We start from the raw sequence: 18,400 nt of genomic DNA on the forward strand, positions 1-18,400 counted from the left end.
TTTCATTCAGACGCCAAACAGAACGAGGGGAATCATGGCGTTGGACTGGGACAAGCTACGCGTGTTTCACGCTGCGGCGGAAGCGGGGTCGTTTACGCACGCGGCCGAGACATTGCACCTGTCGCAATCGGCGATATCGCGGCAGGTCAGTGCGCTCGAGCATGATGTCGGCGTGCCGCTGTTCAATCGGCATGCGCGCGGCCTGGTGCTGACCGAGCAGGGCGAGATGCTGTTCCGCACGGCGCATGACGTGCTGATGAAGCTCGAGACCATCAAGTCGCGCCTGACCGAGACAAAGGATCGGCCTTCCGGCGTGCTCCGCGTGACGACGACCGTCGGCCTCGGCGCGGGCTGGCTGACCGAGCGGGTGCAGGAATTCATCGAGCTCTATCCCGAAATCAGCCTGCAGCTGATCCTCGCCAACGAGGAACTCGACCTCACCATGCGCCAGGCCGACTGCGCCATCCGGCTGCGCCAGCCGCAGCAGCCGGACCTGATCCAGCGCCGCCTGTTCACCGTGCATTTCCACCTGTACGCGGCGCCGTCCTATGTCGCCAAGCATGGCAAGCCGGCCTCGGTCGCCGAGCTCAGAAACCATCGCATCGTCACCTTCGGCCTGCCGGTGCCGTCGCATCTGTCGGAGTTGAACTGGCTGGAGACGGTCGGCGATTTCGAGGGCGGCCAGCGTGTGCCGTCGCTGCAGATCAACGACATATTGTCGATCAAGCGCGCCGTGCAGGGCGGCGCCGGCATCGCCATGTTGCCGGACTATGTGATCAGCAAGGACTCCGGCCTGGTGCAGTTGCTGCCGGAAACCGAGGTGCCGTCCTTCGACACCTATTTCGCCTATCCCGACGCGATGAAGAACCAGGCCAAGCTGCACGTGTTCCGCGACTTCATCATTGCCAAGGCCAGAAGCTGGTCCTTTTGAGGGCATTCGGCCTGACCTGAACCTCGACATGCCCTGGGTGGCGCTGCTCGCTGCCCGTCAGCCCCGCCAGGGTGTCAGGCGCGGCAGCCAGCCAGGGACGTTGCGGCGGTAGGTTTCATAGTCGGCGCCGTAGCGGCTTGCGAGCGTCGGCTCCTCGTAGAAGCTGACGAAGGAGCCCATGACAATGGCGCCGATGGCGGCATAGGCGACAAGCGTCCAGTTCGAGAACAGCAGTGCCTGGCCAAGGATGATCGACAGCACGGCGACATACATTGGGTTGCGGACATGGCGATAGACGCCGCCGATCACCAGCTTCTCGGTCGGCGCGATGGGGGCCGGCGTGCCCAACCCCTCCAGCGCGAAGCGGGCGAAGGCATGCAGCAGCACGGCGGCCGCGGCGACGATGAGGAGGCCGCCGGCAAGGACAAAGCCCGGTATGGTGGACCACGGCAAGCCCCAACGGTCGCTGAGCAGCCAGGGGACAAGTCCGGCAACCACACCGGGCGCCGCGATCAGGAAAACGCCGCTGCCGGCAATGGCTGAAAAAGGACGCATTGGCTGCTTCCCGCCTGGTTGCCTCAGAATTGAACGGCCGCTGCCTGATTCCAGGTCATCAGGAGTTTTCGGCATTTTGGAGCAAAATCGGCCTGGATTGACGTTTTTCACAACGACAAATGGTCCCCGGCGCGCTCCGTTCTGCGAATTCTGCTGGTCCTATTGGCTTTCGGAATGGGTTAGACCACAGCCTGCGTCTTTTTGCATGCGTGTGTTGCAAAATAGATGCTTGTTTCTTGGGCATGATGAGCAGATATATAGATCATCTCCTGGGCGCGTTCTCCTCCCATTAGCGCCCTCGAGTGTTCCCCTCTGGAGGTTAGCCTTAACAGGCACTTCCAATCAAACTCAGCCGGATCTTCGTTGATCCGGCTTTTTTGTTGCCCGGACCTTGCCGGGGCGACCGAGGAATTCACCAGAATTGCCACGTAACAGTGTCATGTAACCTCTGGTAACATGACAACGAAGCCTTCCGATGCTATGTAGAGGCTAGGACGCGGTGTGGTTCGGACGAGGGATGGGGGCATCACTCGGACGGCCCGGGCTCAGGCGGCTACCGCGTCCGAACCTCTTTCCGCCGAAATCCGGCGACGGCATATGCGGCGGACCTGCCGTTTCTCCTCCCAAGAAAACGGTCCGCAAACAAAACGGCGTCCGGCCCCCCGGGCGTCGTTTTTGGTTTTATGCATGTCACTGTCCCGAGGCTGCGGCTCACATCCGGGCGGCATGCGCCGGTCCCTCTGGTCATGAGCTTCCCCAACGTTGACGCCACCCCTCACTGTCCCGTCAGCCACCTCTCCCCGTACACGGCGAGAGGTGGCGGATAGCGGCGAAATCAGGCGGCCTTGCCGTTGGTGTTCATCGCTTCGTCGGCGAGACGGCCGGTGAGTTCGGCCATGTGGTCGAAGGCGGCGCGATAGCTGGCGACGCCCGCCGTTGCCGAGCGCAGCTCAATGATCAGGTCGCCGATCTCGGCTTGCGGCATGGTCGCCTCGACGACATCCCATCCGGGCCAGCCGGGCCGGGCGTCATAGCCGAGGATCTGGCCGCGCCGCTGCGGGATGAGCGCGATGATCTTCGAGGTCGCGTCCGACGGCGTGACGATCTCGACTTTCATCACCGGCTCCAGAAGCACCGGCGAGCAGGCGGCCATGCCTTCCTTCATGGCGAGCTTCGCAGCCATCTGGAAGGCCATGTCGGAGGAATCGACCGCATGATAGGAGCCGTCCGACAGGTTGACGGCGACGTCGACCACGGGGAAGCCGAGCGGGCCGGTCTTCAAGTAATCGCGTATGCCTGTTTCGACCGACTGGATGTAGGTCTTGGGCACGACGCCGCCGGTGATGGTGTCGGTAAACTGGAAGCCGGAGCCGCGCGGCAGCGGCTTGATCTCGATCACCACGTCGCCGAACTGGCCATGGCCGCCCGACTGCTTCTTGTGGCGGCCACGCTGCTGCGCCGATTTGCGGATCGTCTCGCGATAGGGCACGGCCGGGGCATGGCCTTCGACCGGGATCTGGTTCTTGCCCTCCAGCCGCTCGCGCACGACCCGCAGATGCATCTCGCCATGGCCAGACAGCACCGTCTCGGCCGAGTCCTGGTTGTGGCGCAGGCTGAGCGAGGGATCTTCCTCCGCCAGCCGCTGGATGGCGGCCGACATCTTGACCTCGTCCTTGCGCTCCTTCGGCCGCAGCGCGAAAGCGAATACCGGCTGCGGTGGCTCGAATGCGAACAGCTGTTTGGTGCCGCCCTTGGCCGAGGTCAGCGTCTGGCCGGTCTTGACCTCGTCAAGCTTGCCCAGCGCCACGGTGTCGCCAGCCTTCGCGGCGGTGAGCTTGAACTGGTCCTTGCCGAGCATCTTGTAGATGCCGGAAACCTTCGCCGTCTCACCGCCGGGCAGCCAGAGTTCAGAACTGTCGGCGACCTGGCCGGACAGGATGCGCGACACCGACAGCTTGCCGCCATGCGGTGTGTGGATCGTCTTCATCACCTGGACCAGGGTGGCGCCACCGTCGGGGGCGCCAAGCCGCTTGCGGGTGGCCTCGATGTCGGGTGCGTCGTGGCGGATCGTCTTCAAGAGGCGCAGCACGCCATTGCCCTTCTCGGCGGTGCCGATCAGCACCGGCGTCACCACGCCATCGCGCAGGTCGGCGGCAAGGTCGTCGAAGATGGCGTCCTTCGGCGGCTCGATCTCCTCGAGCAGCTGTTCCATCAGCTGGTCGTCATGGTCGGCCAGGGTCTCCAGCATGGAGAAGCGTGCTTCCAGTTCGCGCGCCTTGTCGTCGCCCGGTATCTGGGCCACCTCGCTTTCGGCGTACTCGCGGTAGATGTAGGCACGCTCCAGCGCCAGATCGATCGAACCGATGACGACGCCGTCCTTGCGAAGTGGAATCTGGCGCAGCAGAAGCGGCACCGAGCTTGCCGGCTGCAGCATCTTCAGCGTGTCGCGCACGCCCGCTATCGCCTTGTCGACCTTGTTGAGGAACAGGATGCGCGGCACGCCGAGATCGTCGAGCTTGCGCATGATGAGCTGCAGGGCGGGAATCTTCTTTTCGTCGGCCTCGGCCACGACCACCGCGAGGTCGCAGGCGGCCAGCACCGGCTCGGCCTCGAAGGAGAATTCGATCGAGCCGGGACAATCGACGAAGGTGATCTGCTCGCCCATGAATTCGGTGGTGGCGACGGTCGCCTCGACGCTCATGGCGTGGGCGCGTGCTTCCGGCGAATGATCTGAGACAGTACTGCCCGAGGAGACCGGGTTCTGGCGGGGAATGGCGCCCGTACGGGCCAATATGGCTTCGAGAAGTGTCGTCTTACCGCTTGCAAAGGGACCGACTATGGCAATGCATTTCGGTCCCGTGCGTCGTCCTCCGGCGCGAGTACCCATGGCTGACCTCCACTCAGGCGTTTCCCTAGGGACCGACTGGCATGCATGGTTCAGGCGTGGTCAATCGGTCCTGAGCGGCGGCCGGCCTGTTCGACCGTCGCGGGCGGGGTTCTTTTCTTGTCGCCACCTGCCCTGTCGCATCGTCCCACTTGTTTGCCGGCAGGGCAAGGAAAATAGAAATCGGGTGCCCGCACAGTGCCCTCAGGCGCTCAGCGCCATGGGTCCGGCATCATCGATGGCGCGCAAGGGGCCCATCTTGTCGCGCGGCGCCGGCCTGCCGAAGAAATAGCCCTGGAAACGGTTGCAGCCGGCGGCCTTGGCCAGCGTGAACTCTTCTTGTGTCTCGACACCCTCCGCCACGATGGTGACGTCCTGGATGCGCGCGATCTGCGCCAGCGCCGAAACGAAGATCTGCGCCACCTGGTCATGGGCAAGGCTGCGGATGTAGGAGCGATCGATCTTGATGCTGTCGATGGGCAAGGTCTTCAGATAATTGAAGCCGCAATGGCCGGTGCCGAAATCGTCGAGCGCGATGTGGAAGCCGAGGCCGCGCAACGCTTCGAGGCGTCGCAGGATCTCTGGCGTTGCGGCGGTTGCCACCGTCTCGGTGATCTCGATGATGAATTGAGCCGCCGAACGGCCGGTTTCCTTAAGCACGCGGTCGCACATGGTGACGATCTCGTCGCGCTTCAGCTGCTCGCCAGAGACATTGATCGAGATGCGGCGCCCGGGGAAATGGCCGATATCGGCGCAAGCCCGCTTGAACACCCATTCGCCGAGCATGTCGATCAGGGTCGAGCGTTCGGCGATGGGGATGAACTCGGCCGGGGAGATCAGGCCGCGAACCGGATGGCGCCAGCGGATCAGGCCCTCGAACGCATAAATGGACCCGTCCGGGTTGACGATAGGCTGGTAGTGCAGCTCGAGCTCGCCGAGATAGACCGCGGCGCGCAATTCCCGCTCGACCAGGCGGCGGTAGCGCTTGTCGGACAGCATCTCCTCGTCGAACACGGTGACGCGGCCACGGCCCGCCGCCTTGCTCTCATAGAGCGCCAGGTCGGCAACCAGCATCAGTTCCGTCGTGTTCGAGGCATGGGCCGGCGCCAGTGCCACGCCAATTGAGATGGAGAGCGGAATGGTCTTGCCTTCGTGTGATTTGCCGGCCCGCATGGCATCCAGCAATTGCCTGATATCCTTGTTGATGGCGGCGAGATCGCCGTGCGGGATGATGACGCCGAATTCGTCGCCGCCGAGCCGGCCGACCATGCCGCCGGCAAAGATGCGCTCGGTGGTCTTGACGAGATGCGCCAGGGTGCGGTCGCCGAACTGATGACCGAAGGTGTCGTTGAGCTGCTTGAAATGGTCGAGGTCGATCAAAAGCAAGGCCGCATCGCGCCGGTCGCGCATGGTGCCCAGGCTGTTGCCGAGCGCTTCCAGGAAATAGCGGCGGGTCATCGCCCCGGTCATCGCGTCCCTGGTCAGGAAATGATGCTTTTCCGCCTCGGCGGCGGCGGCGGATTTCAGGCTGTGAACGACGCTGCTGCGCATGTACATCAGCGCCAGCAAGGCGAGCCCCGTGGCCAGGATCGAGACCGCGTAGGCGCTGTTGGAGGGCAGGTTTTCCGACATCTCGGCGGTGCCAAGCAACGCGGCGCCGATGCTGATCAAAAGCAGAGCCTGGATGGCGCGGTAGATCCGGCCGCTATGGTCCTTGATCGTCGCCAGTATGCTCATCTCATCGCCCCCTGCAATGCAGGCTCACGGCTAGTGCGCAGCCGTTAAGAAGACATTGAATTCGCCCTTGTTTCGCCTTGTTGCGCCATGCGGGAAAGGTTCATGGTTAAGGAGAGAAAACCGCGTCTTCGTGATGGCGGGCCGAACGGCCGGTTGCGCCTTGGGTGATATCGGCCGAGAATGCGGTTTGCCCCGATGAGCGGGTCGCTTCACCACCAATTTCAGGATCAGACGATGAAGATCATTGCTTGCGGCAGCGTGCCGACCATCATAGCGCCGGACAAATACTTCACCGGCCGGGTTCTGCAGACGCCGATCATCGAGACGGAGGCTCCGGCGCGGCTGAGGGCGACGCTGGTGAGCTTCGAGCCGGGCGCGCGCACCCACTGGCACACGCATCCGTTCGGCCAGACGCTCTACGTCACCTCTGGCGCCGGCCTTGCCCAGGCATGGGGTGGCCCGATGCAGGAGATCAGGGCCGGCGACACCATCTGGTTCGCGCCTGGTGAGAAGCACTGGCATGGTGCAGCGCCGAAATCGGCGATGACGCATATCGCCATGCAGGAAGCGCTCGACGGCGTCGCTGTCGACTGGCTGGAAGCGGTTTCGGGCGAGCAGTACGGCAACTGAGCGCCGAGGCTGAGCCTACGCAAAACCCGGCGATGACGCCGGGTTTTCTGTTGTCTTCAGATGGGGTTGATCAGGTCAGCGATGCCGTGAAACGCTGGATGCGCGTGCAGGCTTCCTCCAGCAGCGCGTCCGAGGTGGCGTAGGAGATGCGGAAGTTGGGGCCGAGGCCGAAGGCCGAGCCGAAGACCACCGCCACACCTTCCGCCTCGAGCAATTCCGAGCAGAAGGCTTCGTCGGTGTCGATCACCTTGCCGGCCCTGGTCTTCTTGCCGATCAGCTGGGCGCAGGACGGATAGACATAGAAGGCGCCTTCCGGCGACGGGCACGTGATGCCGCGCGCCTGGTTGAGCATCGACACGACCAGATCGCGCCGGCCCTGGAAGATCGCCTTGTTCCTGGCGATGAAGTCCTGCGGGCCGTTGAGCGCCTCGACCGAAGCCCATTGCGCGATGGTGCATGCGCCCGATGTCTGCTGGCCCTGGATCATGTCCATCGCCTTGATCAACTGGACCGGACCAGCCGCATAGCCGATGCGCCAGCCGGTCATGGCATAGGCTTTCGACACGCCGTTCATGGTCAGCGTACGCTCGTAGAGCTTCGGTTCGACCTCGGCGATGGTCTTGAAGACGAAGTCGCCATAGGTCAGGTGCTCGTACATGTCGTCGGTCAGCGTCCAGACATGCGGATGCTTGAGCAACACATCGGCCAGCGCGCGCAGTTCGGCCTCGGTGTAGGCCGCGCCCGACGGGTTGGACGGCGAGTTCATCAGCAGCCATTTGGTCTTCGGCGTGATCGCCTTCTCCAGCACCTCGGCCGTCAATTTGAAACCGTTGTCGATCGAGGTGTCGGCGAACACCGACGTGCCGCCGCAGATCGCCACCATTTCAGGGTAGCTGACCCAGTAGGGGCGGGGGATGACGACCTCGTCGCCGGCGTTCAGCGTCGCCATGAAAGCGTTGAACAGGATCTGCTTGCCGCCGGTGCCGACAATGGTCTGCTCGGGCTTGTAATCGAGATTGTTCTCGCGCTTGAATTTCTTCGCGATCGCCTCGCGCAGCGGCACGATGCCCGACACGGGCGGGTACTTGGTCTCGCCGCGCCGGATCGCCTCGATCGCCGCGTTCTTGATGTTGTCTGGCGTGTCGAAATCCGGTTCGCCGGCGCCAAGGCCGATAATGTCACGGCCGGCATTTTTCAGCTCGCGCGCTTTCTGCGTCACCGCGATGGTGGCGGAAGGCTTTACGCGGGAAAGGGTGTCGGCAAGAAAGGCCATGACCTTTTATCTCTCCTGAGAAGATCGGCGCGGCCAGGAGCGGCCGCGGCGCTTCTCATGTCGCATCATTCCCGCCAGTGCAAGCCTTCTCGGCTGGGCCAGGTGCGACGGCGCGGTCAATGGAGGCGTGATCTGCAACACTTAATTCATTAACGGGCGGTAGAGGCTTGCATGGCAGGATCGCAATCCATTCCGCCAATCCGCGGAGCGAGGAACCGTGTCGCGCAGCATCGGGCTTGCCCACATCATCCGTCATGATGACGGCACCTCGTCAGGTGTCTGGGGCCTCTACACGCTGCAAAGTGCCTTCCAGCCGATCTTCGCCTTCAAGGAGGGCAAGCTGTCGGTTGCCGCCTTCGAAGGACTGATCCGGCCGTTCCGTGACGGCGAGGCGCAATCGCCGATGACCTTCTTTTCGACCTGTCCGGCCGCCGACCGCTTGCATGTCGAGGCGCTGACCAGGACGCTGCATCTCCTCAACGCCGGCGCCTGCCTGCCGCGGGAGGCATCGATCTTCGTCAATTTCGACCCGTCGGTGTTCACCGAGCGGGCGGTCGCCGACAATGCCTTGCGTGAAATGCGGCTGGTGCTGCACGAGGCCGGCATCGATCCGGGCCGCGTCGTGTGCGAGGTGACCGAGCAGAGATCGGCATCGCAGGAGACGCTGCACGGTTTCGTCGCGGCGCTGCGCGGCAACGGTTTTCGCATCGCCGTCGACGACTATGGCGCCGACGATTCCGACATCAACCGTATCAAGGAGTTGAGGCCCGACATCGTCAAGTTCGATGCCCTCTGGATCACGCAGCTGATGGAATCCGGCGCCGGTTTCGCCCTGCTGACCTCCATGGTGAAGAGCTTCGAAGAGCAAGGCATCCGCACGGTGTTCGAGGGTATCGAAGAGGGGTGGCAACTGGAACTCGCCGAGAAGTCCGGCGCCTCGATGGTGCAAGGCTTCGTACTGGCGCGGCCCGAGCTGGCGCCGACGAGTTTCCGTGTTTTCACAAAAAGCAGTCCGGGCTCTGTTGCCGCTGCAAGTGATGCGCCCACTGCCCACACCGTCGCCCCGCGTACGGCGCGATCGACGAAAGCCTTCGGGCGCCGGGTAACGCCATGAGGATCGAGCGACGGCGCAATGTCGGCGACGCGATCTTCGTCGACGAGGTCGGCATCGAATACGGCGTCCATGGCGACTTCCGCCTGCGCAGCGCCTACCAGCCGATTTTCGCGCCGCTCGGCGGCACGCTGCACGCGGTGGCGGTCGAAGGGCTGATCGAGCCGCACCGTGACGGCCGGGCAGGGTCGCCGCGGGCGTTCTTCGAAAGCATTGCGGCATCGGACAGGCTGTTTGTCGAAACCATGTGCCGGGTTCTGCATCTCAGGAATTTCCAAAACATCGGCGTCGACGGGCTCGACCTGTTCTTCAACTACAATCCGATGGTCAACGACCACCCCGGGCGGGCGCTGGCCGAGATCCGGCTGATGAGCCGGCATCTCGGCGAACTCGGCCTCGCCCCCGGCATGCTGGTCTGCGAAATCACCGAACAGGCGGCGGACAACGCGCTTCTGGCCCGGCTGGTGCGCGAAATGCGGCGCGACGGCATCCGCATCGCCATCGACGATTTCGGCACCGGCCACTCGACCGAGGAGCGGGTGAGCCTGCTCCAGCCCGATATCGTGAAGATCGATGGCGGCTGGTTTGGTGAGTTCTGTCGCCACGCCGCCGCAGAACGCTTCTTCAGGCCGCTTGTGTCCAGCCTGCACGATCGCGGCGCCAGGGTGCTGGTCGAAGGCATCGAGCAGCCCGCCCATCTGCGCGTCGCGCTCGACGGCGGTGTCGACCTGCTGCAGGGTTTCCTTCTGGCCCGGCCGGCGCTGGCCGGCACCATCTTCGACGAAAAGCCGATCGCCATCGATGCGCTGCTGGGCAAGGAGAACAACAATGTCGTGCCGCTGTTCGGCTAGGCGACCTCGACGATTGGCGAAAGCGGTGCCACAGCGTCCTTCTGCCGTTTACGGGGAGAAGGACGCTCTCATCAGCGCCGCTGATGGTCGCGCCAAAACAAATCATTGGTTGAAGGCACGGCGGCTGCGATAATCCCCTGCTCAAGGCAGCTCCGGGGATCGTCCATGATACTCTACAGCATGATCGACAGCGGCAATTGCTACAAGCCGCGCCTGCTGATGGCCAAGCTTGGCCTCGCCTTCACCACGATCGAGGTGAGTTCGCATACCGGCGACACGCGAAAGGCCGACTTCGTGGCCAAGAACCCCAACGCGATGGTGCCGCTGCTCGAACTCGACGATGGCCGCCGGCTGGCCGAATCCAACGCCATCCTGCTCTATCTGGCCGAAGGCACGCGCTTCCTGCCGGCGGACAGATACGAGCGCGGGCTCGCCTATCAATGGCTGTTCTTCGAGCAATACAGCCACGAGCCCTACATCGCCGTGCGCAAGGCGCTGCTGACCTTTCCCGAGCGGGCCAGGGACGCCACGCCCGAGCGGCTGGCCGTGACGCTGGAGCGCGGCAACAAGGCGCTGGGCGTGATGAACAAGTATCTGGAGCACAACGCCTTCTTCGCCGGCAACGCCTTCAGCGTCGCCGACATCGCGCTCTATGCCTACACGCATACGGCCGAGCAGGGCGGCTTCCAGCTCGACGCCTATCCGGCGGTCGTGACCTGGCTTGGCCGCGTCGAGGCGGATCCGGAGCATGTGCCGATCGAGTGGGTGGGTTGAGACCTTCTCAATAATTCTACTCTGGCGGCCACCTAGCGCGGTTTTCTGTGCTTCCGGTGCTCACGTACTTAAATGTACGCTCCGCTCCGGTTCTCGAAAACCACGCTATCTGACTCGCCAGAGCGAATTCTTGAAAAGGTCTCGGCGCCGCGGCTAAAGACGTCGAAAGTTTCCGGCTCGAACCTCGGCCAACGCCTTTTCGGCAAACCCGTCCAGTCGACCTGCCTTTGCGTCGGCCTCGATCTGCATATCCCATACATCTGCCTGGAACGCCGCGAACCATTTGGCAAAGGCCTTCAGCTCTTTGGGGCTTAGGGCTGCGATGGATCTTTCGATCTGTTCGAGCTTGGTCATGAATTGAAAATAACATGATCGGCGTTGCGAAGCGAAATGGCTCAACCCCAGACAAACAAAAAAGGCGGGATAAATCCCGCCTTCCATGCTTGGTAGCCTGATCGGGAGCGTCCGATCCGGGCTGGCAGCTATCTGCTGTTCCAGCGTATCGGGTCTTTCCGCTCCGGGCGCGCTTCTCGCGCGACCGTCAGTACATCCGTGACTTGCCGCGCGCCCCGAGCTATCGCCCGGCGCGCGCCATTCGCAAAAATCAGGCTGCCTTGCTCAGAGATCCAGCGGACGACTTGCCAGTGCGGCGGTCCTGCTCGATCTCGAAGTTGATCTTCTGGCCTTCGACCAGGGTCGACAGTCCAGCGCGCTCGACAGCGGAGATGTGGACGAAAACGTCCGCGCCGCCCGCGTCAGGCTGGATGAAGCCGAAGCCCTTGGTGGCGTTGAACCACTTGACCGTTCCAGTTGCCATAAAAATAGTCCTTGCATTTGCTTTGGTTTGACCAGACCGAAGTCCAGCCGGTGTGCATCGAGATTTTGGAGATAGACGTCAGCAAACGCGAAGATCGCGAGGCCCGGATCGATCGGCCGAAATATCAATGGGGCTGATATAGGCTGCTTTCGCACCAAAAACAAGACTGTGTGAGAAAGCCGTGATTGCGGGACTGCCCAACGGCCGCCCCAATCTGGTGAAACCGTTGCCACAGATCGCGCTGTCCTTGGGGCGCGGATCAGTGGAGAGGACCATGAAAACCATTCTGCTTGCCGCCTGCCTGACGCTGGTGGCCGCCGAGGCGCAGGCAATCTCGCGCTACGACCCGACGCATATGAGCTGCGGCAAGGTGCAGTCGACGATTGCGCGCCAGGGCGCGGTCATCCTGCGCTACCAGTCGACGCGCGTGCCGGGGCTGCCGCTTTACGACCGCTATGTGCAGAGCCAGCAGTTCTGCACCATGGGCGAGGTGAGGACGCGGGCCTATGTGCCGAGCGCCGACACCAAGTCCTGCCCGGTCTACAACTGCAAGCGTCCGGACAATGACCATTTCCGCCGCCGCTTCCCGCGCCGTCACTAAGCTGTACTGACGTTCAGGTGACGCCGGTCTGCGAGCGCTCTCGGCTCGGCCGGACCTGAATCTCAACACGCCTCAAGACCAAGGCCCTCTAGAACCCGAAGGACACCTGCGCCGGAGGCGGCGGGCCGACGCGCACGCCTTCCATGGCCAGCATCTTCTCCTTGGTGACCGAACCGCCGGGCGCGGAAAAGCCGCCGATCTTGCCGCCGGCCGCAAGGATGCGGTGGCAAGGAATGACCAGCGGTACCGGATTGGCGCCAAGGGCGGCACCCGTTTCGCGCGGCAGGCCGGCATGGCCGGCGCGCTTGGCCAGTTCGCCATAGGTGGTGGTCTCGCCATAGCTGAGTTTGCGTGCCGCGTCGTAGATGGCGAGGCGGAACTCGTCGACGCCGTCGAGATCGACCGGGACGCCGGAGAAATCGACGTCCTCGCCGGCGGCGTAAGCCTTGATCGAGGCGATCAGGTCGACCACCCATGACGGCTGGGCGATGGAGGCGGAAACGCCGGCATGGCGCATCAGCCGACGCTCCACCGCTTCGCGGCTGCGTTCAGGCAGGCAGAGCCGGATCAGGCCCTTTTCGCTCCAGGCAATGCCCATGAAACCGATCACTGTTTCTAACACTGCGTGGCCGGCTGTGATCGAAGATGTCGTTTCCATGATGCGCTCCTTTCCGCAAAGCGGCGAAATCCGGGATTCCATCCGGTACATATCAGGAACAATATGGCATCGCCGCCCCCGCCCCGCCACCCGAAAACCACCCGATGGCCCCGATTGCCCCCCAGGAATCGCTGGTGTAAGGGAAATCTTAACGACCCGACAAACCGGACCAGAGCGCGGCTTGCCAGCAAAACATACCCTTATCGCGATCGGCGTGATCATGGCGGCGGCCAGCATGAGCGGCTGCACCTCGACCTCGCAGATGAAAGCCGCGCCCGCCCTGACCGAGACCGCGACTGTCGCCGGTACCGATGCCGGCTTCACCATACCGCTGCCGGACACTGTTTCGGTGCTGCCGCAATCCTCCGGCATCGCCCCCGTCCAGACCGCCGAACTCGCACCTGGCGCCGTCATTTCGGAAGGTGAGGCAGCAGTCGCGCCAGCCAGCCATCCGGCCGCCGCGACCGCGGCCTTTGCCGGCGCGACGCCGACGGCTCCGGCCGTGCCCGCCATCATGATCGCCAGCCCCAGTGCCTGGCAGGCGCCGCCGCCCTCCAAGGCAGGCCAGCCGGTGAAGGCAGCTCAGCCCGTGATCAAGTCCGCCGAGACCTATACGACAGCCGGCCTCGTCGTGCCGGCGGTCGCTGGCGGCCAGAAAGCCATGCCCGGCGTGCAGCAGGTGGCCTATGTGGTGCCGCAGAACCCGGCTTCCCTCGTGCAGTTCCCGTCGGCGCCGCTCAGCCCTGCCGCACCGGAAGAGCACACGGGCATGCGCGGCGACGTCGACCGACTGATCGTCAAATACGCCGCGCTCTATGAGGTGCCGGTGGATCTGGTGCGCCATGTCGTCAACCGTGAAAGCACCTACAACCCCAAGGCCTACAACAATGGCCATTGGGGACTGATGCAGATAAAGCACGCGACGGCGCGCGGCATGGGCTATGACGGGCCGGCCAAGGGCCTGTTCGACGCCGAGACCAATCTCAAATACGCGGTCAAATATCTGCGTGGCGCCTGGCTGGTGTCCGACGGCAACGCCAAGAAGGCCGACTGGCTCTACCAGACCGGCTATTATTTCGACGCCAAGCGCAAGGGCCTGCTCAAGGCGACCGGCCTCGGTGTCGACCGCAAGCGGCGGCGTCTGCAGCCAGACGCCTGAGCGCGATGCCTGAACCGCGCCCGCCGGCCTTCAACGACATCCGGCTGCGCAAGATCCTCGACGAGACGCTCGTTGCACCGCATTGGCCGGACGGTTTTGTGATGCGCAGCTTCGAGCCCGGTGACGCGCCGCCCTTGCATGCGCTGCTGAGCGAGGTGTTCGACGACGGCGCCGACGGCCCGTTCGACGAATGGTGGCCGCGCATCTCAGGCGACCCCGAGTTCGACCCGGAATTGTGCTTCCTCGTCATCGACGCCAAGGGCCGGCTGGCGGCGGCAGCACTGTGCTGGACGTCGGCCTTCGTCAAGGACCTCGCCGTTCATCCCGAGGCGCGCGGCAAGGGCATCGGCGAAGCGCTGATGTGGCATGCCTTTGCCAGCTTTCGCGACCGGGGCGCTGACCGTGTCGACCTGAAGACCAATACGGTCGAGAATCCCGCCGCGGTACGGCTCTACGAGCGGCTGGGGATGACGCCGGTCGCCTGGGAAGGCTAGACTAGGGAAAGCGCACCGCGTTTTTCCCGGGAACAACCGTTCACGCTCTTCCTGATCGCTTCGCGTCAATTGGTGCCGGCCAATTTTCCCGCCGCCGAGCGGAAACCCCAGCGCTCTGTGAACTGCTTCACAGAGGCGGTTGCCTGCCCATGCTAACGAAGCGTCATAACGCCTTCAGCTGATCCGGGACCGCAGATCAGCTGGGCACAGGAGGAGGCCGCACCGGCATGTGCCTGCCCCTCCACGGCAGGTCCCGGTGCGGGGTTCCGGGGCCTGCCGTACTGTGCGCGGCCTTCTTTCTAGATATCCGGCGCATTGCCGATCTTCTTCTTGAGCTCGAGCGCCCAGGCGCGGCCCTCATCGCCGCCCCACAGCAGCCACGCGATATGGCCGGCTGACGGGTTGTCCTCATTGCCGTAGTTTTTACCGCGTTTGTCGACCTCGTGGCGCGCGAAATAGCTGACCATGCGGCGGATGGTGGACGGCGCGAGCTTCTCGCGGTTCTTCAGCTCGGTTGCCCGTGCGACGCCGATCTCGGTGCCGCCACGGCCGAACCGCTCGCGCAGCCTGAGCCCCCTGGCGGCATTGTCGGCCACCACTTGCGGGCAGCGCAGGTCGATCTCGTCGGCGTCGTGCATTCTTCTCCCCAGTCCCGCAAGCCCTAGCCGATGGAAGCAATGCGGGAAAGGCGGTGGGGTTCCAACAGGCGAAAGAAACTATCCACCAAGGTGGCACGTCGCATCTTGCCCGAGGTGGCTTGACGGTTAAGCTCCGGTCTCGACTGAAACCGGAGGAAACATGATGCGGCTTCTGCTCTCCACCCTTGCCACCCTGGTCCTTGCGGCCCCGCTCCTTGCCGGCGCCGCGCGGGCCGCCGATTGCGCCAATGCGCAGGACCAGGCGACGATGGATCAATGCGCCGGCAAGGATTTCGATGCGGCCGACAAGAAACTCAACGAGGCCTACAAGCAGATCCAGACGCGGTTCAAGGACGATGCGGCATCGAAGAAATTGCTGGTCGATGCGCAACGTGCCTGGGTCGCCTTCCGCGACTCCGAATGCAAGTTCCAGGGCGGCCCGATCGACATGGCGGGCAGCGTCTATCCGATGGTCGTCACCAATTGCCGGACATCGCTCACCAACAACAGGCTCAAGGATTTCCAGGGTTATCTCAACTGCCCTGAAGGCGAATTGAACTGTCCGGTGCCGACAGCGCAGTAGGGTCTTCGGGAAGGCGTGCTGCCCCGTCGCCGCAAGCCGCGCAAGAATGTCGGAACCGATCGCGGCCAGACGTCCTTGGGTTGCAGAGCAACCGCGCCGGGACGCCGGCGCGCGGACCCAAGGAGCCGATCATGATCACCTTTCCCAACGAATCCGCCAGATACCGCACCGCACGCGAAAAGCTCCTGAAGAAGGAAATCGAGTTGCGCCGTGCCATGGAAGCCGTGGCCGAGGCGCGCCGTGCGCTGCCGCCGGGCGGGCTGATCCGCCAGGACTATGTCTTCGATGCGCTCGATGCCGGCGGCAGTCCGGCGAAGGTGAAACTGTCGGAGCTGTTCGCGCCCGACAGGGATTCGCTTATCCTGTACAACATGATGTTTCCGCGCCATCCGCTGGAAACTCGCGATGTGGCGATATCAGGCCGCACGGCCAGGCTCGCCCGGCCGGACCAGCCATGCCCGTCCTGCACGGCGCTGCTCGACCAGTTCGACGGCGCGGTCGGGCATCTCGAAGCGGCGGGCTTCAATTTTGCCGTGGTCGCGAGAACCGCGCTGGAAAACCTCGTCACGCTCGGCCGCGATCGCGGCTGGCGCAACATGCGGCTGGTGTCGTCGGCCGCCAACAGCTTCAAGCGTGACTACAATGCCGAGGATGCCGACGGCGCGCAGATCCCGCTGCTGTCGGTGTTCCACCGGGACGGTGATGGCATCCGCCATTTCTGGTCGTCGGAGCTCGGCTTCGCGCCGACGGAGCCCGGCCAGGACCCGCGCGCCATCGGCACCTGCGAGATCCTGTGGAACCTGATGGATTTCACGCCGGAGGGCAGGCCGGATTGGAATGAGCAGCTGCAGTACGGGGTGGGGTGTTGCCATTGAGGGTGGTGCGGCCTCCCTTCTCCCCTTGTGGGAGAAGGTGGCCTCGCGAAGCGAGGTCGGATGAGGGGTGTTCCAGTGAACGCCAACCTCACTTATTGTCTCGCAATGCCACACCAACCTGTCCTGCCAGAAAAGAGACGTTTTGCCCGAACCTTGCGGCACGAGCCGACCGAGGCCGAGGACAAGCTTTGGCATGAGTTGCGCGGTCGAAAACTGGATCGGATCAAGTTCCGCCGCCAAGTGCCGATTGGACGTTTCATTGCTGACTTTCTATGCGCGGAGGCAATGCTGATCGTTGAGATAGACGGTAGCCAGCACGCAGACTCTGTCCACGATCGTGAGCGGGGCGCCGAACTGAAGTTGCGAGGGTTCCGCGTGTTACGCTTCTGGAATGATGATGTGTTGCGAGAGATGGATTCAGTCTGTGACACCATCATCGCCTATGTTCGGGACACAAGTTTGCAGCCATGGCGCTGATGGAGGTGCCTTCTCTCGCTGAGAAGAAAACGAGGCGGCAGTCGTTCTGCTTCGTCTTCCGGTATTGAAGGGGTTTTGAACAGGCGCATCGCCAAGCTGGAACACCCCTCATCCGACCGAGCTTCGCTCGGCCACCTTCTCCCACAAGGGGAGAAGGGGGTTCTTCCTGCTTGCCTTGCGCATGGTTTCCGCACCATTGATCGTGCGCCTCACGTCGCTGGTGAAGCGCTCGCTCAGGTCGGCTGGAACATCGGAAGATGCGCCGCATTGATAGTAGACGGTGTGCGACCCTTCACGGATTCGAATTGCGACTCACAACTAGAAACATATGGGACCTGGTGCGCGAAAGCGTGGTTGGCTTTGTCAACGACAATGCCCTTAGTCATGGCGCGGCGATGGCCTTTTATGCCGCCACGTCGCTGGCCCCAGTTCTGATAATTGTCGTTGCGATAGCTGGCATCGCATTCGGTCATGACGCAGCGCAGTTGGCTTTGTCTGCCCAGATATCGGGGCTGATGGGTTCAGAAAGCGCGGCGCTGCTTCAGACAGCGCTCGAAGGGGCATCCAGCAAATCATCGGGGACCCTGGCGGCCATCGTTGGTGTGGCCACCTTGCTCGTCACCGCCTCCGCGGTCTTTGGCGAGATGCAGCAGGCCCTGAATGCAATATGGAAAGTTGAAACGAAAGGGAGTTCGCTGTCGCGTCTCCTGCGTGCGCGTGCGGCAAGTCTCGGCCTGGTCGCCGCACTCGGCTTCATGTTGCTGGTATCCCTGGTTGCGAGCGCCGCGATCTCGGCTCTGGGCAACATGATCAGCGCTCAATTGCCATTCGGCGAGTTTGTTCTGAGCGCGGCCAACACCTTGATTTCCTTTTCCCTGATCTCCGTGATGTTTGCCGCTATCTACAAAGTCTTGCCGGATCGTGACTTGGAGTGGCGGGATGTCGGGATCGGTGCTGTCGTGACCGCCGCACTGTTCACGTTGGGGAAGTCGCTTATCGGTTGGTATATCGGCACAAGTGCGATCGCATCGTCATATGGTGCGGCCGGAGGGCTGCTCGTCATACTGCTCTGGGTCTACTATTCATCGGAAATCTTTCTGTTCGGCGCAGAGTTGACCCGCGCCTATTCCGTTCGACATGGCAGCAGGTCCGACCTGAACGGGCTGGTTCAAAATGCGCCCACTCCAGGACAAACTGTTTCAATTCGCCAGGAGGCCAGCTCTTCGGGCGCCGTTGCGTTGTTGGCGGTGGCATGCGTGAGTGCAGTGATGACAGCCTTTCTGCTGGGGCCTCGTCGCCCATAGCGTCGAGATGGACAGGCCATGCGTGTGACGGTGCGCAGCTTCCGCATG

The 18,400-nt window shown here is 63.2% G+C and carries 20 protein-coding genes; 12 read left to right on the forward strand and 8 right to left on the reverse strand.

Annotated features, from left to right (window positions below):
* Positions 1-34: 34 nt before the first annotated feature.
* Complete coding sequence (locus AC07UC_RS12785; RefSeq protein WP_027044146.1) at positions 35-931, forward strand: LysR family transcriptional regulator; 897 nt, start codon at positions 35-37, stop codon at positions 929-931.
* A 57-nt stretch (positions 932-988) separates the two neighbouring features.
* Here the strand turns inward: AC07UC_RS12785 and AC07UC_RS12790 are convergent, their stop codons facing one another.
* From AC07UC_RS12790 to AC07UC_RS12800, 3 genes are all read right to left on the reverse strand, one after another.
* Positions 989-1,486: a methyltransferase family protein gene (locus AC07UC_RS12790; RefSeq protein ID WP_494906021.1), complete on the reverse strand. Its 498-nt coding sequence runs from the start codon at positions 1,484-1,486 to the stop codon at positions 989-991.
* 835 nt (positions 1,487-2,321) lie between these two features.
* On the reverse strand, positions 2,322-4,373 hold the full coding sequence (locus AC07UC_RS12795; protein ID WP_140774679.1) for an elongation factor G: 2,052 nt from the start codon (positions 4,371-4,373) through the stop codon (positions 2,322-2,324).
* Positions 4,374-4,574: 201 nt separating this feature from the next.
* Positions 4,575-6,107 carry a putative bifunctional diguanylate cyclase/phosphodiesterase gene (locus AC07UC_RS12800; protein WP_494906023.1) on the reverse strand — a complete coding sequence of 511 codons (1,533 nt, stop codon included), beginning with the start codon at positions 6,105-6,107 and terminating at the stop codon, positions 4,575-4,577.
* Positions 6,108-6,341: 234 nt separating this feature from the next.
* Between AC07UC_RS12800 and AC07UC_RS12805 the strand changes: the two genes are divergently transcribed.
* Positions 6,342-6,737, forward strand: a complete 396-nt coding sequence (locus AC07UC_RS12805) for a (R)-mandelonitrile lyase (RefSeq protein ID WP_140774678.1) — start codon at positions 6,342-6,344, stop codon at positions 6,735-6,737.
* Positions 6,738-6,807: 70 nt separating this feature from the next.
* Here AC07UC_RS12805 and AC07UC_RS12810 read toward each other — a convergent pair whose 3' ends face one another.
* Positions 6,808-8,010 (reverse strand): pyridoxal phosphate-dependent aminotransferase, encoded by a 1,203-nt coding sequence (locus AC07UC_RS12810; protein ID WP_494906025.1) that lies wholly within the window; start codon positions 8,008-8,010, stop codon positions 6,808-6,810.
* Positions 8,011-8,227: 217 nt separating this feature from the next.
* On the opposite strand from AC07UC_RS12810, the gene AC07UC_RS12815 reads away from it, so the two are divergent.
* From AC07UC_RS12815 to AC07UC_RS12825, 3 genes are all read left to right on the forward strand, one after another.
* Positions 8,228-9,124: an EAL domain-containing protein gene (locus AC07UC_RS12815; protein ID WP_494906026.1), complete on the forward strand. Its 897-nt coding sequence runs from the start codon at positions 8,228-8,230 to the stop codon at positions 9,122-9,124.
* Positions 9,121-9,972, forward strand: a complete 852-nt coding sequence (locus AC07UC_RS12820; RefSeq protein ID WP_494906027.1) for an EAL domain-containing protein — start codon at positions 9,121-9,123, stop codon at positions 9,970-9,972. Before AC07UC_RS12815 ends, AC07UC_RS12820 begins: the two co-directional genes overlap by 4 nt.
* 165 nt (positions 9,973-10,137) lie before the next feature.
* A complete protein-coding gene (locus AC07UC_RS12825) occupies positions 10,138-10,746 on the forward strand; it encodes a glutathione S-transferase family protein (protein WP_494906029.1) in 609 nt (202 codons plus the stop codon).
* Positions 10,747-10,899: 153 nt separating this feature from the next.
* Here AC07UC_RS12825 and AC07UC_RS12830 read toward each other — a convergent pair whose 3' ends face one another.
* The gene (locus AC07UC_RS12830) at positions 10,900-11,187 is read right to left on the reverse strand and encodes a hypothetical protein (RefSeq protein WP_494906031.1); all 288 of its coding nucleotides are present in this window, start codon (positions 11,185-11,187) and stop codon (positions 10,900-10,902) included.
* A 163-nt stretch (positions 11,188-11,350) separates the two neighbouring features.
* Positions 11,351-11,563 carry a cold-shock protein gene (locus tag AC07UC_RS12835; protein ID WP_010910991.1) on the reverse strand — a complete coding sequence of 71 codons (213 nt, stop codon included), beginning with the start codon at positions 11,561-11,563 and terminating at the stop codon, positions 11,351-11,353.
* A 274-nt stretch (positions 11,564-11,837) separates the two neighbouring features.
* Between AC07UC_RS12835 and AC07UC_RS12840 the strand changes: the two genes are divergently transcribed.
* On the forward strand, positions 11,838-12,164 hold the full coding sequence (locus tag AC07UC_RS12840) for a hypothetical protein (RefSeq protein WP_494906033.1): 327 nt from the start codon (positions 11,838-11,840) through the stop codon (positions 12,162-12,164).
* An 88-nt stretch (positions 12,165-12,252) separates the two neighbouring features.
* Here AC07UC_RS12840 and AC07UC_RS12845 read toward each other — a convergent pair whose 3' ends face one another.
* Positions 12,253-12,822 (reverse strand): methylated-DNA--[protein]-cysteine S-methyltransferase, encoded by a 570-nt coding sequence (locus tag AC07UC_RS12845; protein ID WP_494906035.1) that lies wholly within the window; start codon positions 12,820-12,822, stop codon positions 12,253-12,255.
* A 181-nt stretch (positions 12,823-13,003) separates the two neighbouring features.
* Here AC07UC_RS12845 and AC07UC_RS12850 point away from each other — a divergent pair, with 181 nt between their 5' ends.
* On the forward strand, positions 13,004-13,981 hold the full coding sequence (locus tag AC07UC_RS12850) for a transglycosylase SLT domain-containing protein (protein ID WP_494906038.1): 978 nt from the start codon (positions 13,004-13,006) through the stop codon (positions 13,979-13,981).
* Between the two features lie 5 nt (positions 13,982-13,986).
* Entirely contained in the window at positions 13,987-14,475 is a 489-nt protein-coding gene (locus AC07UC_RS12855; protein WP_494906039.1) for a GNAT family N-acetyltransferase, read from the forward strand.
* A 299-nt stretch (positions 14,476-14,774) separates the two neighbouring features.
* Here the strand turns inward: AC07UC_RS12855 and AC07UC_RS12860 are convergent, their stop codons facing one another.
* Positions 14,775-15,113 (reverse strand): hypothetical protein, encoded by a 339-nt coding sequence (locus AC07UC_RS12860; protein ID WP_202326196.1) that lies wholly within the window; start codon positions 15,111-15,113, stop codon positions 14,775-14,777.
* A 160-nt stretch (positions 15,114-15,273) separates the two neighbouring features.
* Between AC07UC_RS12860 and AC07UC_RS12865 the strand changes: the two genes are divergently transcribed.
* The 4 genes from AC07UC_RS12865 to AC07UC_RS12880 all read left to right on the forward strand — a co-directional run bounded on the left by AC07UC_RS12865 (position 15,274) and on the right by AC07UC_RS12880 (position 18,352).
* Positions 15,274-15,696: a lysozyme inhibitor LprI family protein gene (locus AC07UC_RS12865; protein ID WP_348643228.1), complete on the forward strand. Its 423-nt coding sequence runs from the start codon at positions 15,274-15,276 to the stop codon at positions 15,694-15,696.
* A 131-nt stretch (positions 15,697-15,827) separates the two neighbouring features.
* Positions 15,828-16,571 (forward strand): DUF899 family protein, encoded by a 744-nt coding sequence (locus AC07UC_RS12870; RefSeq protein ID WP_494906040.1) that lies wholly within the window; start codon positions 15,828-15,830, stop codon positions 16,569-16,571.
* Between the two features lie 75 nt (positions 16,572-16,646).
* Entirely contained in the window at positions 16,647-17,048 is a 402-nt protein-coding gene (locus tag AC07UC_RS12875) for an endonuclease domain-containing protein (protein ID WP_494906042.1), read from the forward strand.
* Between the two features lie 338 nt (positions 17,049-17,386).
* The gene (locus tag AC07UC_RS12880; RefSeq protein WP_494906044.1) at positions 17,387-18,352 is read left to right on the forward strand and encodes a YihY/virulence factor BrkB family protein; all 966 of its coding nucleotides are present in this window, start codon (positions 17,387-17,389) and stop codon (positions 18,350-18,352) included.
* Positions 18,353-18,400: the final 48 nt, after the last annotated feature.

Source organism: Mesorhizobium sp. GW821-FHT04C10 (genome assembly GCF_059420305.1).

What these genes read in the sequence shown, in the direction of transcription:
- AC07UC_RS12785 (WP_027044146.1), top strand. Translation starts at nt 35, where the DNA reads ATGGCGTTGGACTGGGACAAGCTACGCGTGTTTCACGCTGCGGCGGAA.
- AC07UC_RS12790 (WP_494906021.1), bottom strand. Translation starts at nt 1,486, where the DNA reads ATGCGTCCTTTTTCAGCCATTGCCGGCAGCGGCGTTTTCCTGATCGCG.
- AC07UC_RS12795 (WP_140774679.1), bottom strand. Translation starts at nt 4,373, where the DNA reads ATGGGTACTCGCGCCGGAGGACGACGCACGGGACCGAAATGCATTGCC.
- AC07UC_RS12800 (WP_494906023.1), bottom strand. Translation starts at nt 6,107, where the DNA reads ATGAGCATACTGGCGACGATCAAGGACCATAGCGGCCGGATCTACCGC.
- AC07UC_RS12805 (WP_140774678.1), top strand. Translation starts at nt 6,342, where the DNA reads ATGAAGATCATTGCTTGCGGCAGCGTGCCGACCATCATAGCGCCGGAC.
- AC07UC_RS12810 (WP_494906025.1), bottom strand. Translation starts at nt 8,010, where the DNA reads ATGGCCTTTCTTGCCGACACCCTTTCCCGCGTAAAGCCTTCCGCCACC.
- AC07UC_RS12820 (WP_494906027.1), top strand. Translation starts at nt 9,121, where the DNA reads ATGAGGATCGAGCGACGGCGCAATGTCGGCGACGCGATCTTCGTCGAC.
- AC07UC_RS12825 (WP_494906029.1), top strand. Translation starts at nt 10,138, where the DNA reads ATGATACTCTACAGCATGATCGACAGCGGCAATTGCTACAAGCCGCGC.
- AC07UC_RS12830 (WP_494906031.1), bottom strand. Translation starts at nt 11,187, where the DNA reads ATGGAAGGCGGGATTTATCCCGCCTTTTTTGTTTGTCTGGGGTTGAGC.
- AC07UC_RS12835 (WP_010910991.1), bottom strand. Translation starts at nt 11,563, where the DNA reads ATGGCAACTGGAACGGTCAAGTGGTTCAACGCCACCAAGGGCTTCGGC.
- AC07UC_RS12840 (WP_494906033.1), top strand. Translation starts at nt 11,838, where the DNA reads ATGAAAACCATTCTGCTTGCCGCCTGCCTGACGCTGGTGGCCGCCGAG.
- AC07UC_RS12845 (WP_494906035.1), bottom strand. Translation starts at nt 12,822, where the DNA reads ATGGAAACGACATCTTCGATCACAGCCGGCCACGCAGTGTTAGAAACA.
- AC07UC_RS12855 (WP_494906039.1), top strand. Translation starts at nt 13,987, where the DNA reads ATGCCTGAACCGCGCCCGCCGGCCTTCAACGACATCCGGCTGCGCAAG.
- AC07UC_RS12860 (WP_202326196.1), bottom strand. Translation starts at nt 15,113, where the DNA reads ATGCACGACGCCGACGAGATCGACCTGCGCTGCCCGCAAGTGGTGGCC.
- AC07UC_RS12865 (WP_348643228.1), top strand. Translation starts at nt 15,274, where the DNA reads ATGATGCGGCTTCTGCTCTCCACCCTTGCCACCCTGGTCCTTGCGGCC.
- AC07UC_RS12870 (WP_494906040.1), top strand. Translation starts at nt 15,828, where the DNA reads ATGATCACCTTTCCCAACGAATCCGCCAGATACCGCACCGCACGCGAA.